This window comes from Flavobacterium fontis (genome assembly GCF_900129405.1).
Classification (GTDB): Bacteria; Bacteroidota; Bacteroidia; order Flavobacteriales; family Flavobacteriaceae; genus Flavobacterium; species Flavobacterium fontis.
Map to the genome: position 1 here is coordinate 54,253 of NZ_FQVQ01000003.1, position 13,897 is coordinate 68,149.

The 13,897-nt window shown below is 41.5% G+C and carries 12 protein-coding genes; 11 read left to right on the plus strand and 1 reads right to left on the minus strand.

All coding sequences use genetic code 11. From position 1 onward, the window contains the following. The first annotated feature begins 5 nt into the window (after positions 1-5). Both BUC17_RS03720 and BUC17_RS03725 read left to right on the plus strand, forming a co-directional pair. On the plus strand, positions 6-386 hold the full coding sequence (locus BUC17_RS03720) for a TraR/DksA family transcriptional regulator (protein WP_073361760.1): 381 nt from the start codon (positions 6-8) through the stop codon (positions 384-386). A gap of 104 nt (positions 387-490) precedes the next feature. Continuing rightward, positions 491-1,162, plus strand: a complete 672-nt coding sequence (locus BUC17_RS03725; RefSeq protein ID WP_083544724.1) for a lipoprotein signal peptidase — start codon at positions 491-493, stop codon at positions 1,160-1,162. On the opposite strand, the gene BUC17_RS03730 is transcribed toward BUC17_RS03725, so the two are convergent. Continuing rightward, entirely contained in the window at positions 1,132-1,713 is a 582-nt protein-coding gene (locus BUC17_RS03730) for a 5-formyltetrahydrofolate cyclo-ligase (RefSeq protein ID WP_073362053.1), read from the minus strand. The genes BUC17_RS03725 and BUC17_RS03730 overlap by 31 nt on opposite strands. A 178-nt stretch (positions 1,714-1,891) precedes the next feature. On the opposite strand from BUC17_RS03730, the gene uvrC reads away from it, so the two are divergent. The 9 genes from uvrC to BUC17_RS03775 all read left to right on the plus strand — a co-directional run bounded on the left by uvrC (position 1,892) and on the right by BUC17_RS03775 (position 13,872). Then, the gene (uvrC, locus tag BUC17_RS03735) at positions 1,892-3,718 is read left to right on the plus strand and encodes an excinuclease ABC subunit UvrC (RefSeq protein ID WP_073361762.1); all 1,827 of its coding nucleotides are present in this window, start codon (positions 1,892-1,894) and stop codon (positions 3,716-3,718) included. Beyond that, on the plus strand, positions 3,702-5,945 hold the full coding sequence (locus BUC17_RS03740; protein ID WP_234977684.1) for a patatin-like phospholipase family protein: 2,244 nt from the start codon (positions 3,702-3,704) through the stop codon (positions 5,943-5,945). Before uvrC ends, BUC17_RS03740 begins: the two co-directional genes overlap by 17 nt. A gap of 78 nt (positions 5,946-6,023) precedes the next feature. After that, positions 6,024-7,664 carry an amino acid permease gene (locus tag BUC17_RS03745; protein WP_143161704.1) on the plus strand — a complete coding sequence of 547 codons (1,641 nt, stop codon included), beginning with the start codon at positions 6,024-6,026 and terminating at the stop codon, positions 7,662-7,664. 179 nt (positions 7,665-7,843) lie between these two features. Then, positions 7,844-9,001, plus strand: coding sequence for a homogentisate 1,2-dioxygenase (locus BUC17_RS03750; RefSeq protein ID WP_073361766.1), 1,158 nt, complete (start codon positions 7,844-7,846; stop codon positions 8,999-9,001). Between the two features lie 4 nt (positions 9,002-9,005). Continuing rightward, positions 9,006-9,467: a hypothetical protein gene (locus tag BUC17_RS03755; protein WP_143161705.1), complete on the plus strand. Its 462-nt coding sequence runs from the start codon at positions 9,006-9,008 to the stop codon at positions 9,465-9,467. A gap of 12 nt (positions 9,468-9,479) precedes the next feature. Continuing rightward, positions 9,480-10,640 (plus strand): 4-hydroxyphenylpyruvate dioxygenase, encoded by a 1,161-nt coding sequence (gene hppD / locus BUC17_RS03760; protein ID WP_073361770.1) that lies wholly within the window; start codon positions 9,480-9,482, stop codon positions 10,638-10,640. Between the two features lie 291 nt (positions 10,641-10,931). Then, on the plus strand, positions 10,932-11,708 hold the full coding sequence (locus BUC17_RS03765; protein ID WP_073362057.1) for a DUF3108 domain-containing protein: 777 nt from the start codon (positions 10,932-10,934) through the stop codon (positions 11,706-11,708). Beyond that, positions 11,705-12,637, plus strand: a complete 933-nt coding sequence (locus BUC17_RS03770) for a tryptophan 2,3-dioxygenase family protein (RefSeq protein ID WP_073361772.1) — start codon at positions 11,705-11,707, stop codon at positions 12,635-12,637. Before BUC17_RS03765 ends, BUC17_RS03770 begins: the two co-directional genes overlap by 4 nt. Next, on the plus strand, positions 12,634-13,872 hold the full coding sequence (locus BUC17_RS03775) for a peptidoglycan DD-metalloendopeptidase family protein (RefSeq protein WP_073361774.1): 1,239 nt from the start codon (positions 12,634-12,636) through the stop codon (positions 13,870-13,872). Before BUC17_RS03770 ends, BUC17_RS03775 begins: the two co-directional genes overlap by 4 nt. The last annotated feature ends 25 nt before the right edge of the window (positions 13,873-13,897 follow it).

Genomic DNA, 13,897 nt, shown 5'->3' on the forward strand with positions numbered 1-13,897 from the left:
AAATTATGGTAGAAGAAAAATTGAGATATTCAGACGCTGATTTAGCAGAATTCAAGGAATTAATCTTAAAAAAGATTGAAAAAGCACAAGCCGATTTAGAGCTAATTAAAAGTGCGTATATGAACGATTTAAACAATGGAACAGACGATACTTCGCCTACGTTTAAAGCGTTTGAAGAAGGAAGTGAAACCATGAGTAAAGAAGCGAATTCACAATTGGCTATTCGTCAAGAGAAGTTTATTCGCGACCTGAAAAATGCGTTATTCCGTGTAGAAAACAAAACCTACGGGATCTGCAAAGTGACCGGTAAATTGATTTCCAAAGAACGTTTAAAAATTGTTCCACACGCTACGATGAGTATCGAGGCCAAGAACATGCAACGCTAAGAAATTTCAATAGTACAGTGAAACGCTCCGATACGGGGCGTTTTTCTTAAAAATTGAGTACTTTTGCCGCACCGTATAACAAACCCGTTACATTCCTGTTTGTCATGAAACTAAGAAATGCCGCCTTACTAATTTTTCTCTTATTGGTGATCGACCAATATTCCAAAATTTACGTGAAAACCAATTTTATCTTGGGCGAACAGGTGAAGGTATTTAATTGGTTTAAATTATATTTTATTGAAAATGAAGGAATGGCATGGGGAACCGTGATTCCGGGCGAATATGGCAAATTGTTTCTAACGCTTTTCCGTATTATCGCGGTAGGTGTTATCGCCTATTGGTTATGGGATTCTGTGAAAAAACGCAAAAACAATTTCTTGATTGTTGCCATCAGTTTGATATTCGCAGGAGCCCTCGGAAATATTATAGACTCTGTATTCTATGGGGTTATTTTTGACGATAGTACACACCGTTTGGCCACCCTATTTACCGATCAACCTTATGGAACGCTATTTCATGGAAAAGTAGTGGATATGTTCTATTTTCCTATAATTGAAGACTATGTACTGCCCTCGTGGATTCCGTTGTGGGGCGGCAAAGAAATTACATTCTTCAATGCAATATTCAACGTAGCCGATGTAGCCATTTCTACCGGTGTTGGGATTTTGATCGTATTCAACAAACGTGCCTTTGCGCACACACCCGAGCCTTCAAATGTAACCATCGCTCCCTGGGAAGGCGAAACTCATGAGGAAGTCTCCACACCAAAAGAATAAACCCTCTCGGGTGTGACACAATAATCCAAGCGAATATCTTCCGCCGATGCGTCGGTAATTTCTGGAACCGCTTCAAATAGTGATATCCCTATTTTTAAAGTTTCTGGCCGACATTTTGCCAAAAATCGGTCGTAAAAACCTTTGCCATAGCCTACGCGATTGCCTTTGGTATCAAAAGCCAATAACGGTATAAAAACGACATCCAATTTGCTTTCGGGCACTTCAATGCCATCCACAGGCTCGGGAATGTCATACGCATTTTTGCGAAGTTGGGTATTTTCAGTGAGTAAAAAATGAGTGAGCGTCCCCAATTCAAAATCGCTTTTCGACAGCACCACTTCTTTGTCTTTTCCAAAAAGAATTTGCAAAATATATTCGGTTTGAATTTCTTTTTGGGTTTCAATTGTCATAAAAAGATGGTAGTATACATAGTCCCAAATAGGCATACGCAACAGTTGGTTGGCAATTTCCACGCTGTTGAATTCGATTTCTTCTTCAACCAATGCCGCGCGTTTCGCTTTATACAAGGACCGTAATTCTTTTTTGAGCATGGGGTACATTTTCAGTTCTCGGGTAAAGGTACGGAATTGCAGCGATGTCCCCCAAATCCAACGGGATGGGTGTTCGTAAAAATAAAGCAGGCCGATCCCAAGTGAGCTAAGGCGTTAAAAATTAATTTCAGGATAATTTTACGCGCTTGTTCTGTGTATTTTTGTAAAAAAGAATTCGATGGCGCTCTCTCCTTCTTTGGAACTTCAAGTACAAACCTTACCCGATAATCCCGGCGTGTATCAGTATTTTGACGCCGAAGGAAAACTCTTGTACGTGGGAAAGGCCAAGAATTTGAAAAAGCGGGTTTCCTCGTATTTCAACAAAGTCCACGACAATGCCAAAACCAATGTCATGGTGCGAAAGATTCACGAGATTCGCCATATTGTTGTAGCCACTGAAGCCGATGCCTTGTTGCTGGAAAATAATTTGATTAAAAAACTCCAGCCGCGCTACAACGTACTGCTTAAAGATGACAAGAGTTATCCGTGGATTTGCATTAAGCGCGAACCCTTTCCTCGAGTTTTTTCTACCCGAAAAATGATCAAAGACGGATCGGAGTATTTCGGTCCTTATACCAATTTTAAAGTCGTGCATACGATTTTGGATATGATCAAAGAATTGTATCCGTTGCGCACGTGTCAATTGGATTTAAAGCCGGCCAACATCAAAAGTGGCAAGTTTAAAGTGTGTTTAGAGTACCATATCGGCAATTGCAAAGGCCCTTGCGAAGGCTTGGAGTTAGAGCAACAGTATCTCGACCAAGTGGCGGCCATTCGGCAAATCTTGAAAGGAAATTTTAAAGATAGTTTACGCGATTTTAGAAAAAAAATGCAAGACTATGCCGCCAAAATGCAATTTGAAGAGGCCCAAAAGATGAAGGAGAAAATCGAAGTCTTGGAGAATTACCAAGCCCGATCGACCATCCTCAATCCTAAGATTTCCAACATCGACGTTTTTTCTATAGTTTCCGATGAAAGCATGGCTTTTGTCAATTTTTTACAAATAGCCCACGGAGCCATCATTCGTTCGCATACCCTTGAACTTAAAAAGAAATTGGACGAAACCGACGAAGAACTCTTAGCCCTTGCGGTTGTGGAGATGCGCGAGCGTTTTGGGTTGACTTCCAAAGAAATTGTCGTTCCTTTTCCTTTAGATTTTGGCGAAAATATAAAAGTGACGGTACCGCAATTGGGCGATAAAAAACAAATTTTAGAATTGTCGCAACGCAATGCTAAATACCATCGTTTGGAGCAGTTGAAACAATTGCAAATCGTCGATCCCGAACGGCATACCCAACGAATTATGGCGCAGATGCAAAAAGACTTACGCTTGTCGGTTGAGCCGCGACATATCGAGTGTTTTGACAACTCCAATATTCAAGGAACCAATCCCGTTTCGGCCTGTGTGGTGTTTAAAGATGGCAAACCGAGTAAAAAGGATTACCGTCATTTTAATGTAAAAACCGTCGAAGGGCCCAATGATTTTGCGACCATGGAAGAAGTTGTGTATCGCCGCTATAAACGCTTGTTGGACGAAAACGAACCTTTGCCCCAATTGATCATAATTGACGGAGGCAAAGGGCAATTATCGTCGGCATTGAAAAGTTTGGAAGCCTTGAATTTACGCGGAAAAATTGCCATCATTGGCATTGCAAAACGCTTGGAGGAATTGTTTTATCCCGGCGATTCTGTGCCTTTGTATTTGGACAAAAAATCGGAAACCCTAAAAGTCATTCAGCATTTACGCAACGAAGCCCACCGTTTTGGCATTACCTTTCACCGTGACAAACGAAGCAAGTCGGCCTTACAATCAAGTATGGAAACCATTCCTGGGATTGGAGAAAAGACAATGCAAACGTTACTAAAACATTTTAAAAGTGTTAAAAGATTGAAATTGGCGTCTGAAAGTGAAATTTCGGCGGTTGTAGGGCCATCGAAAGCCAAAAAAATTTACGAATTTTACCAAACCAATACCAATAAAGACCATCTTGAAACCAATACGTAAACGCCTACGCGAAGTTTTCCCTATTTATTCCACCCTGTGGGTATTTGGGATGGTGTGCTTCGGTGTAACTTTGGGGTATAGCCAAGAGGTTACCCCGCGACCCAAAGTAGGCGTGGTTTTGAGTGGTGGAGGAGCCAAAGGGTTTGCGCATATTGGTGTGCTGAAGGTTTTGGAAGATGCCGGAGTGAAAATAGACTACATCGGCGGCACCAGTATGGGCGCTGTCGTAGGAGGATTATACGCTTCGGGTTACAGCGCGCGTCAAATCGACTCCATTTTTCATGACACCAATTTTGACGAGTTATTAAGTGATTACATTCCCCGTGAATCCAAAAGTTTTTATGAAAAGCACAACGACGAGTTGTATGCTTTGACCCTTCCCTTTGATAAGTTGACCATTGGTATTCCGATTGCGTTATCGCGGGGCCTCTATAATTATAATTTGCTGAATAAGTTACTGCATAACGTGCGTCATGTGCGAAAATTTGATCAGCTTCCTATTCCTTTTGTATGCGTGGCTACCAATATTGAAACGGGCGAGGAAGTGATGTTGCGCGAAGGCTATCTTCCCGAAGCGATTTTGGCGAGTTCGGCTTTTCCCAGTTTGTTTTCTCCCGTTGAAATCAATGGCCAATTGTTGATAGACGGCGGCGTTACCAATAATTATCCGGTGGAAGAAATTCGTCGAATGGGCGCCGATATTATCATAGGCGTGGACGTGCAAGATGACTTACAAACCCGCGAAAAGCTCTCGGAAGCGACTCGAATTTTGGTGCAAATTTCCAATTTGGAAATGATCCAAAGCATGAAAAGAAAACAGTTGTTGACCGACATTTATATCAAACCCGACATTAAAAATTATTCGGTGATTTCTTTTGACAAAGGCCGAGAAATTATTGCCAAAGGAGAAGAAGCCGCTCGGGAATCGTGGGAAAAATTTAAAAAACTAACGAGCCGCAACTATCAATTAATTGAAAAACCGCTACAACAAGATAGTTTGCAAATAGACCGCATTACCATCAATGCGTTAAAGAATTATACCCGAGCTTTTGTGATTGGGAAATTGGGATTCAAACAAGGAACAAAAATCAGTTATGCCGATTTAAAAAACGGGATTAACAAACTAACATCCACAGGAAACTTCAGCAGTATTTTGTATCAAATTAATCCGTTTAACGATAGCGAAGAGTTGGAACTTCGATTGACAGAAAGTAAAAATAAAACGTTTTTGCGATTCGGCCTACATTATGACGGGTTGTATAAAAGTGCCGCTTTGGTGAATTTGACGCAAAAGAAAATCCTTTTTCGCAATGATGTTTTGTCTTTAGATGTCGGACTAGGCGATAATTTCCGGTATAATTTGGATTACTATATTGATAATGGATTTTACTTCAGTTTTGGGTTAAAATCCCGTTTCAACCAATTCAATCGAAATGTATCCACCGACTTCAATAACGGCGCTTTTTTTGATCAAGAAGGCATCAATGCAATCAATGTAGATTACTCCGACTTTTCTCATCAAGCATATCTTCAAACGGTTTTTGCACAGAAGTTTTTGATTGGGGGCGGCATCGAATTGAAGCATCTTGAAATTAAATCCAAAACCCTTGAAAATCAAAAGCAAATCTTTGAAGATAGCAATTATTTGAGTGTTTTCGGGTATTTAAAATACGATTCATTAGACAATAAATACTTCCCAAAAAAAGGCTGGTTTTTTAATGGAGAGCTCAATTCCTATCTCTATTCGTCCGATTACGCCAACAATTTTGAGCGGTTTACCATCATCAAAGGGGAGGCAGGCATTACCCGAACATTTTACAAAATTTTCAACCTACGCCTTCAGTCTGAAGCGGGCATCAATATCGGGGATAACGGTTCCCATTATTTAGATTTTGTGTTGGGAGGTTATGGGTTTCAAACCATTAATAATTTTAGGCATTTTTACGGATACGACTTTGTAGGCGCTGCTGCAGACAGTTATATTCGTGCGTTGGCCACCGTCGATGTTGAATTTTACAAAAAGAATCACATTAATTTTTCGGCCAATTATGCCAACTTAGAGAACAAGTTGTTCAAAACAGGGAATTGGTTGCAAACCCCTATGATGTCTGGGTATGCTGTGGGGTATGGCCTAGAGACGGTTATCGGCCCTATTGAAGTTAAATATTCCTGGTCGCCCGAACTTCCAAAAGGCTTTTTGTGGTTTAGTGCCGGATTTTGGTTCTAAGCCATCCCACTCCTTTGTTTGTTTTTTCCACAAATACGTTATATTTGGAAGCTATAACATAACCAAAAACAAAATTATATGTCAATTTGGAGAGTAAAACCTGTTTCAGCTTTTGAAGCAGATATGAAAAAAGGCGGACTCAACCGCGTCTTAACTCGTTGGGGACTTACCTCACTGGGGATTGGAGCAATCATTGGGGGAGGTATTTTTACGTTAACCGGAATTGCAGCCCATGATTATGCAGGTCCCGCGTTAGCATTATCTTTTGTAATCGCTGGAATCGGCTGTTTATTTGCCTCTTTGTGTTATGCAGAGTTTGCCTCTGTATTGCCCGTTGAAGGGTCGGCCTATGCCTATGCTTATGGAACCATCGGAGAGGTTTTTGCCTGGTTTATCGGATGGAATCTAATCCTAGAATACATGATGGGAGCCACCACTGTAGCCGTGGCATGGAGTGGATATTTTACCAAATTATTGGGTTTGTTTCACCTTAAACTCCCACTTTCATTGCTTTCCGACAAAGCTACGGCCATGGAAAAACTCAACCATGCCAAAGCCGTAGATGCTGTAAAAGAATACTTGACCACACATACGACTGCTACTTTTGATCAAATCAAAGAGCATTTTGCCAACGCCGAATTTGCTAGCGCATTTAAAAGTTTGACCACGATCAAAGATTTTCAAAATTTTGCCAACGGTGAAGGGGTCGCGCAATTTGCAGAACACTATTCTTCAATCGATTTATCAGGAATTGTATTCAATTTACCAGCGTTTTTAATCACTTGGGTGATTACTGCTATTTTGGTAAAAGGTATCAAAGAAGCAGCCAAAACAAATAATATTATTGTGATTATTAAAATTGCAGTAGTGCTTTTCGTCATTATTGCTGGAGCCTTTTTTATCGATACCGATAATTGGGTGCCGTTCATTCCTGCCGAAACCAAGACGATTGTGGATGGGGTAGAAAAAATTAATTTTGGTTTTGGGGGCGTTTTAACAGCTGCGACCATTGTCTTTTTTGCGTATATCGGATTTGACGCCGTTTCAACCCAAGCAGGAGAGGCCATTAATCCGAAAAAGGACGTACCTTTTGCTATTGTCGCCTCATTGGTAATCTGTACTATTCTGTACATCTTGGTTTCTTTGGTGCTTACCGGTATGGTTCGTTTTGATCAATTGGATAAAGCCGCTCCCGTTGCATCAGCCTTTAGCGGTGTTGGATTGACGTGGGCAACGTTTTTAATCACCATTGCGGCCACCGCGGGATTAATGTCGGTGATGTTGGTAATGATGTTGGGACAAACACGAATTTTCTTAGGAATGTCCAAAGACGGATTACTCCCTGGGTTCTTCAAAGATTTGCATCCCAAATACCTTACCCCACACAAGAGTACGTTGTTGGTAGGATTAATTATTTCGATTGTAGCCGCATTAACTCCCATTGAAAAAGTATCGGAAATGTGTTCTATGGGTACCCTTTTGGCTTTTGCTATGGTATGTATGGCTGTGATGGTATTGCGCGTGAAAAAACCTGAGCTAGAGCGTCCTTATAAAACACCTGCTGTTTATGTTGTTGGAACCCTTGGCGTTGGATTTAACCTGTTTTTGATGACCCAAGTCCGCACCGAAACTTGGTATACCTTTATCATTTGGGGTACCTTGGGGATTTTGGTTTATCTGTTATACAGTAAACGACATTCCAACCTAGAAAAAGAATAAATTGAAAGCCACAGTATTGTGGCTTTTTATTTTTTACGATATTTGTTCGTATGAACGGTTGGAATGGTTTACGGTCCTATCTGAAATTCCTCATCAAGAGAAATCCTGAGTGAGAAGACTGCGACTATGCTTTGTTTTCAACCCTTTCGGGGTTATTGTTAACCACAATCCTTTCAATTATGCCGATTTATCACAAATTAGGAGATACTCCCCACAAGCGACACATTCAGTTTCGCAAACCCAACGGCGACTTGTATTATGAGCAACTTTTTGGCACCATCGGTTTTGATGGTATGTATTCCAATTTATACCATGTACATCGTCCGACACAAGTCAAAGAAATTCGCCGGCAATACAGTGTTGCCCCCAAAATCGCGAAAGCCAATAACATTCAATCCTATCGACTACGCGGATTTGAAGTAACGCCCGAGGATGATTTCTTGGAAAGCCGAAAAATTGTCCTGACCAACAGCGATTGTCATATCGTATTGGCCGCTCCCCGTCAGTCGATGACGGCTTATTTTTATAAAAACACCGATGCTGACGAAGTGATCTTTATCCACAAAGGTTCGGGAAAACTTCGAACGATGATGGGAATTTTGGACTTTAAATACGGAGATTATTTGGTTATTCCTAGAGGAATGATCTACCAAATGGAATTTGATACCCAAGAGAACCGATTGTTTATTGTCGAGTCCCACCGTCCCGTGTATACCCCAAAGCAATATCGAAATTGGTTTGGTCAGTTGCTCGAACACGCGCCGTTTTGTGAGCGTGATATTCGTCGCCCGTATGCGCTAGAAACCCATGATGAAAAAGGTGATTTTTTGATGAAAATCAAAAAGAAAGATGAGATTTTTGAATTGATTTACGCTACTCATCCCTTTGATGTAGTGGGCTATGACGGGTTTAATTATCCGTATGCGTTTTCGATTCATGATTTTGAACCCATAACGGGACGGATTCACATGCCTCCTCCGGTACACCAAACGTTTGAAACCGATGCTTTTGTTATCTGTTCGTTTGTGCCGCGCTTGTATGATTACCATCCCGAGTCCATTCCTGCGCCTTACAATCACAGCAATATCGATGCCGATGAGGTATTGTATTACGTCGATGGTGATTTTATGAGTCGCAATGATGTTGAGGCGGGACATATTTCGTTGCACCCTGCTGGGATTCCACACGGGCCCCATCCAGGTGCTGTTGAACGCAGTATCGGGAAAAAGGAAACGCTTGAATTGGCGGTTATGGTAGATACGTTCAAACCCTTGATGGTTACCGAGGAAGCGATGCGTATTGCTGACGATACCTATTATCAATCTTGGCTTGAATAATACGATGCAGCATCATAGATTGCCCGCCGATCCGTTAGTGCTCATACTGGGAGTAACCAGTTTGTTTATTCTTTTTTTTGTGTGTTGCTGCGGATTTTTAATTCCTTTTTCTCTTGGATTGGCTATTGTGGGATGGGTCCTTGCAGGTAAAAGTTTACGCCTCTATGACGTCGATCCCCAGCAGTATTCAGAAGGCAGTCGTTCTATCGTTTCTATAGGGAAAATATTGTGTATGATCAGTGCTATTATCAACGGGATACTAGCCCTCTTGATTACCGTCTTTTTCCTCTTTTTGGATTATGATATTATTGAAAAATTTTCAAACCAAAACCTATTACAACAAACCAAACAAATCACAACGCGCGCAAAGGATTCAGTAGTGCACGATTCGGTATATGACGACGCTTTATTTAAACGCCCCTCGACCGATACCGTAGCCATACCCGCTCCAAAAACGCGTCCTTAACTTTTAATTTTTATGGCAAAAGAAATAAAATCCGTAGAATACGGACTGGAAAAAATCTTTCAAGGGGCCCAAGACTTTTTACCCTTGTTAGGAACAGATTATGTTGAATTTTACGTGGGAAATGCAAAACAATCCGCGCATTTTTATAAAACAGCCTTTGGGTTTCAATCGTTGGCCTATAAAGGGTTAGAAACAGGCTCTCGCGATGCCGTGAGTTATGTATTGCAACAAGGCAAAATCCGATTGGTCTTGACAACCCCGTTGAACAGTGATTCTCCCATTAACGACCACTTGCGCAAACACGGTGACGGTGTTAAAGTTGTCGCTTTATGGGTTGAAGATGCCCGTTCTGCGTGGGAGGAAACCACAAAACGTGGGGCGCGTTCGTTTATGGAACCTACCGTAGAAAAAGATGCCCATGGCGAGGTGATCCGTTCGGGAATTTATACGTATGGCGAAACTGTGCATGTTTTTGTTGAGCGTAAAAATTATACGGGAACCTTCCTTCCTGGATTTATAGATTGGAAATCCGATTACAATCCAGCGCCACTTGGGTTAAAATACATTGACCACATGGTAGGAAATGTTGGTTGGGGCGAAATGAACCAATGGGTAAAATGGTATGAAGACGTGATGGGATTCGAAAACTTCTTGTCCTTTGACGATTCGCAAATTCATACCGAATACTCTGCCTTGATGAGTAAAGTCATGTCCAACGGCAACGGCCGCATTAAGTTCCCCATCAACGAGCCCGCCGAAGGAAAAAAGAAGTCGCAAATTGAGGAATATTTAGATTTCTACGAAGGGCCAGGTGTGCAACACATTGCGGTCGCTACCGACGATATCATTCAAACCGTAGCGGGGTTACGTGCTCGTGGGGTCGAATTTTTACCGCCACCACCGCAAGCGTACTATGATGAGATTCCCGCGCGTTTGGGCAAACATATGGAAGTGATGAAAGAAGACATCAAAGCCTTACAAGCCTTATCCATTTTGGTCGATGCTGATGAAGAAGGGTATTTGTTGCAAATTTTCACCAAACCCGTAGAAGATCGCCCTACCTTATTCTTTGAAATCATTCAACGCATGGGGGCAAAAGGCTTTGGTGCGGGGAACTTTAAAGCCCTTTTTGAATCCATTGAACGGGAGCAGGCGTTGCGAGGCACCTTGTAAAAACCTAAAAATGTTGAATAATTGTTAAAATACAACGTTGTAGTACGCTTGTTTCTAATAATTATTTGTTAAAGTAGACATTCTGTTGTTGATAATTCAAAAATAGGCAGTACTTTTGACCTCAGAAAACAAGAAAGGTGTATTACTCCTTTTGAAAGTAATTACGTTTTTCATAATTTATAGTTTTTTGGTTGGTTAATAGCATAAAAACCTAGTCATTTTTGGCTGGGTTTTTTTGTTTTTTTACATTTGGAACAGTAATTGTATGCGGTAAATAAATTTCAGACCATTATGAAAAATCTTGTTTTGCTCAGTCTTTTATTTTTTACCGTATCCTTTGACATGGAGCGTCCTTCGGCTTTTGATGTGGGCGAATGGTTCAAATTTCGCATCCACTACGGTTTAGTTACGGCGGGTTATGCTACCTTGGAAGTCAAAGAATCCACGCGCAACAATAAAAAAGTTTTTCATGCTGTCGGCAAAGGATATACTACGGGTATGTCCCGGTGGTTTTTTAAAGTCGACGACAACTATGAATCGTATTTTGATAAAAACACAGGGAAACCCTATCAGTTTGTGCGTAAAATTGACGAAGGAGGGTATACCAAAAATCAGGAAGGGTTTTTCAATCAAGACAAAAATACAGTGTTGGTCAAAGATTATAAGAACAACACCAATGCGGTTTTTGAGACTCCCGAGCAAGTGCAAGATATTGTCTCTACCTTTTATTACCTTCGCAACCATCCGAATGTTGACAAACTAAAGGTGGGCGAATCCATTAACGTGGATATGTTTTTTGACAACGAAACCACAAAGTTTCGGTTAAAATTTATAGGTCGAGAGGATTTAGACACTAAATTTGGCACCGTTCCTTGTATGATTTTCCGACCTTTGGTGCAAACCGGTCGTGTTTTTAAGGAACAAGAAAGTTTAACGGTTTGGATTTCGGCAGATGATAACAAATTGCCCATTCGAATCAAAGCCAGTTTGATGGTTGGCTCCCTGAAAGCAGATTTGGATGCGTTTAAGGGATTGGCCAATCCTTTTGAAATTAAAGTAAAAAAATGAGTAGCGAACAAACCTCTACCTTGATTGAAGCCTTGGATGAAAAATTCCAAAAGATTAATCAAAACACCGATACACATCTGGAAGGCCTTTTGTGGGCCAAACCCATCACGTATTGGGATTATATTCAAACCGATGCGCTTTTGAATTTGCAGATTCAACGCACCACACTCCCCGACGAAATGGTGTTCATTATGTACCATCAAGTCAACGAGTTGCTGTTTAAAATGGTATTATGGGAAATTGATCAAGTATGCCATGCGCAATCCTTGACGACCGATTTTTTTACCGAAAAATTACGCCGCATCAGTCGTTATTTTGATATGTTAACCACCTCTTTCGATATTATGGGCGAAGGCATGGAAGTGGCGCAATACATGAAGTTTCGCAACACCTTAACACCCGCCAGTGGTTTTCAAAGTGCCCAATACCGCAAAATTGAGTTCGCCTCCACCGATTTGATTAATTTAATTGACTACCGCTTTCGGGCTACCATCGACCGAAATACGCCTTACCGACATGCTTTAGAACATTTGTATTGGCAAGCCGCAGGGAAAGACCATCGAACGGGTACAAAAAACTACTTGATTCAAGCCTTTGAACAAAAATACGATGCCGAGTTTCTTCGCTTTATGGAGGAATATAACACCATCAACTTGTGGCAAAAGTTTTCGCAACTTCCGGAATCCGATCGTCAAAATCCTGAGCTCATTGCTACAATGCGTCATTATGATCGCACGGTAAATATCACGTGGGTGATGGGACATTATAATGCAGCCCGCAAATACATTGAAAGCGGACAAGGTAATGGCGAAGCAACAGGCGGTAGCGATTGGAAAAAATACATGCATCCGAAATACCAACGTCGAATTTTCTTCCCTGAATTGTGGAGTGAAACCGAATTAAAACATTGGGGAGAGGATTGCGAATGAGAAGGGCATCGCTAAAAATACTAGGCCTTTTTGGACTCTTTTGGCTTTTGTTTTCTTGTTCACAAAAAGCAGAAGAATACGTTATTGAACCTATGGAACCTCGGAAACCTATGGTCGATTTCGGATTCAATTTTGACGATTTTAACGTGCATTTCGATACCATTCGCAGTCAAGATACTTTTGAGCGAATTTTAAAAAAACAAAATCTTAACGGACGCAAACCCGCTGAAATTATCGCCAAGGTTAAGGATTCTTTTCCTACCTCTGTGCGGTTTATGAAGCCCTATATTTGTTTGCGCTCCAAAGACAAATACCACAAACTTCAGTACTTGATTTACCAGCCCAACAAAATAGATTACTATTTGGTCGATTTAACCGATTCCATCGTTGGCTATAAAAAATCACGTCCGCTTACGTTCAAAGTTCGCACCATTGCTGGAAAATTAGACGGCTCGCTTTCTACTACGTTGCGCGGAATGAAGGTCGACCCTTCGTTATCCAACAAATTGCTCAAAGTGTATGCGTGGTCGATTGACTTTTTTAAATTGAAAAAAGGCGACCGATTTGCCGTTAGTTTTACCGAGCGCTATATTAACGATACCATTTACGATGGAGTCGATAGTTTGCGCTGTGCTTTTTTTGAATACAAAGGCGACAAAATCTATGCGTTCCCCTTCCAACAAGAGCGCAAGGGACGCACCGATTATTACGATGAAAACGGAAAAGCACTCAAGAATTTCTTCCTCAAAGCACCGCTGAAGTACATCCACATCACATCGCGTTTTTCCAAAAGTAGATTCCACCCCGTTCAACTGCGTTGGAAAGCACACAACGGCACCGATTACGCAGCTCCCACAGGCACACCGATCATGACGACTGCTTCGGGGGTTGTAGAGCAAGCAGGGTACACTGCCGGAAATGGGAATTTTGTCAAAGTCAAACACGACCGAACCTATGCTACCCAATACCTTCACATGTCGCGCATCTTGGTACGACGGGGCCAACGGGTAAAGCAAGGGGATGTTATTGGAAAAGTGGGGAGTACGGGCTTGGCTACCGGGCCGCACGTATGTTATCGTTTTTGGAAAAATGGGGTACAGGTCGATCCACTTCGTATTCAACTGCCCAATGCACAACCGATGGAAGGAAGAAATTTGCCTCGATTTAAGGAGCAAATGCGTCCGTTGAAGCGCGAATTGGATAGTGTGGCCCAAGTGGTTTTCAAAGGACGTTAAAATTTTTCCAACGAAAACGATTTCT

Excerpts from the sequence above, each read along its gene's own strand:
- BUC17_RS03755 (WP_143161705.1), top strand. The coding sequence starts at position 9,006 with ATGCAGCATCATAGATTGCCCGCCGATCCGTTAGTGCTCATACTGGGA.
- BUC17_RS03725 (WP_083544724.1), top strand. The coding sequence starts at position 491 with ATGAAACTAAGAAATGCCGCCTTACTAATTTTTCTCTTATTGGTGATC.
- BUC17_RS03730 (WP_073362053.1), bottom strand. The coding sequence starts at position 1,713 with ATGCTCAAAAAAGAATTACGGTCCTTGTATAAAGCGAAACGCGCGGCA.
- BUC17_RS03770 (WP_073361772.1), top strand. The coding sequence starts at position 11,705 with ATGAGTAGCGAACAAACCTCTACCTTGATTGAAGCCTTGGATGAAAAA.
- uvrC (WP_073361762.1), top strand. The coding sequence starts at position 1,892 with ATGGCGCTCTCTCCTTCTTTGGAACTTCAAGTACAAACCTTACCCGAT.
- BUC17_RS03775 (WP_073361774.1), top strand. The coding sequence starts at position 12,634 with ATGAGAAGGGCATCGCTAAAAATACTAGGCCTTTTTGGACTCTTTTGG.
- BUC17_RS03750 (WP_073361766.1), top strand. The coding sequence starts at position 7,844 with ATGCCGATTTATCACAAATTAGGAGATACTCCCCACAAGCGACACATT.
- hppD (WP_073361770.1), top strand. The coding sequence starts at position 9,480 with ATGGCAAAAGAAATAAAATCCGTAGAATACGGACTGGAAAAAATCTTT.
- BUC17_RS03720 (WP_073361760.1), top strand. The coding sequence starts at position 6 with ATGGTAGAAGAAAAATTGAGATATTCAGACGCTGATTTAGCAGAATTC.
- BUC17_RS03765 (WP_073362057.1), top strand. The coding sequence starts at position 10,932 with ATGAAAAATCTTGTTTTGCTCAGTCTTTTATTTTTTACCGTATCCTTT.
- BUC17_RS03745 (WP_143161704.1), top strand. The coding sequence starts at position 6,024 with ATGTCAATTTGGAGAGTAAAACCTGTTTCAGCTTTTGAAGCAGATATG.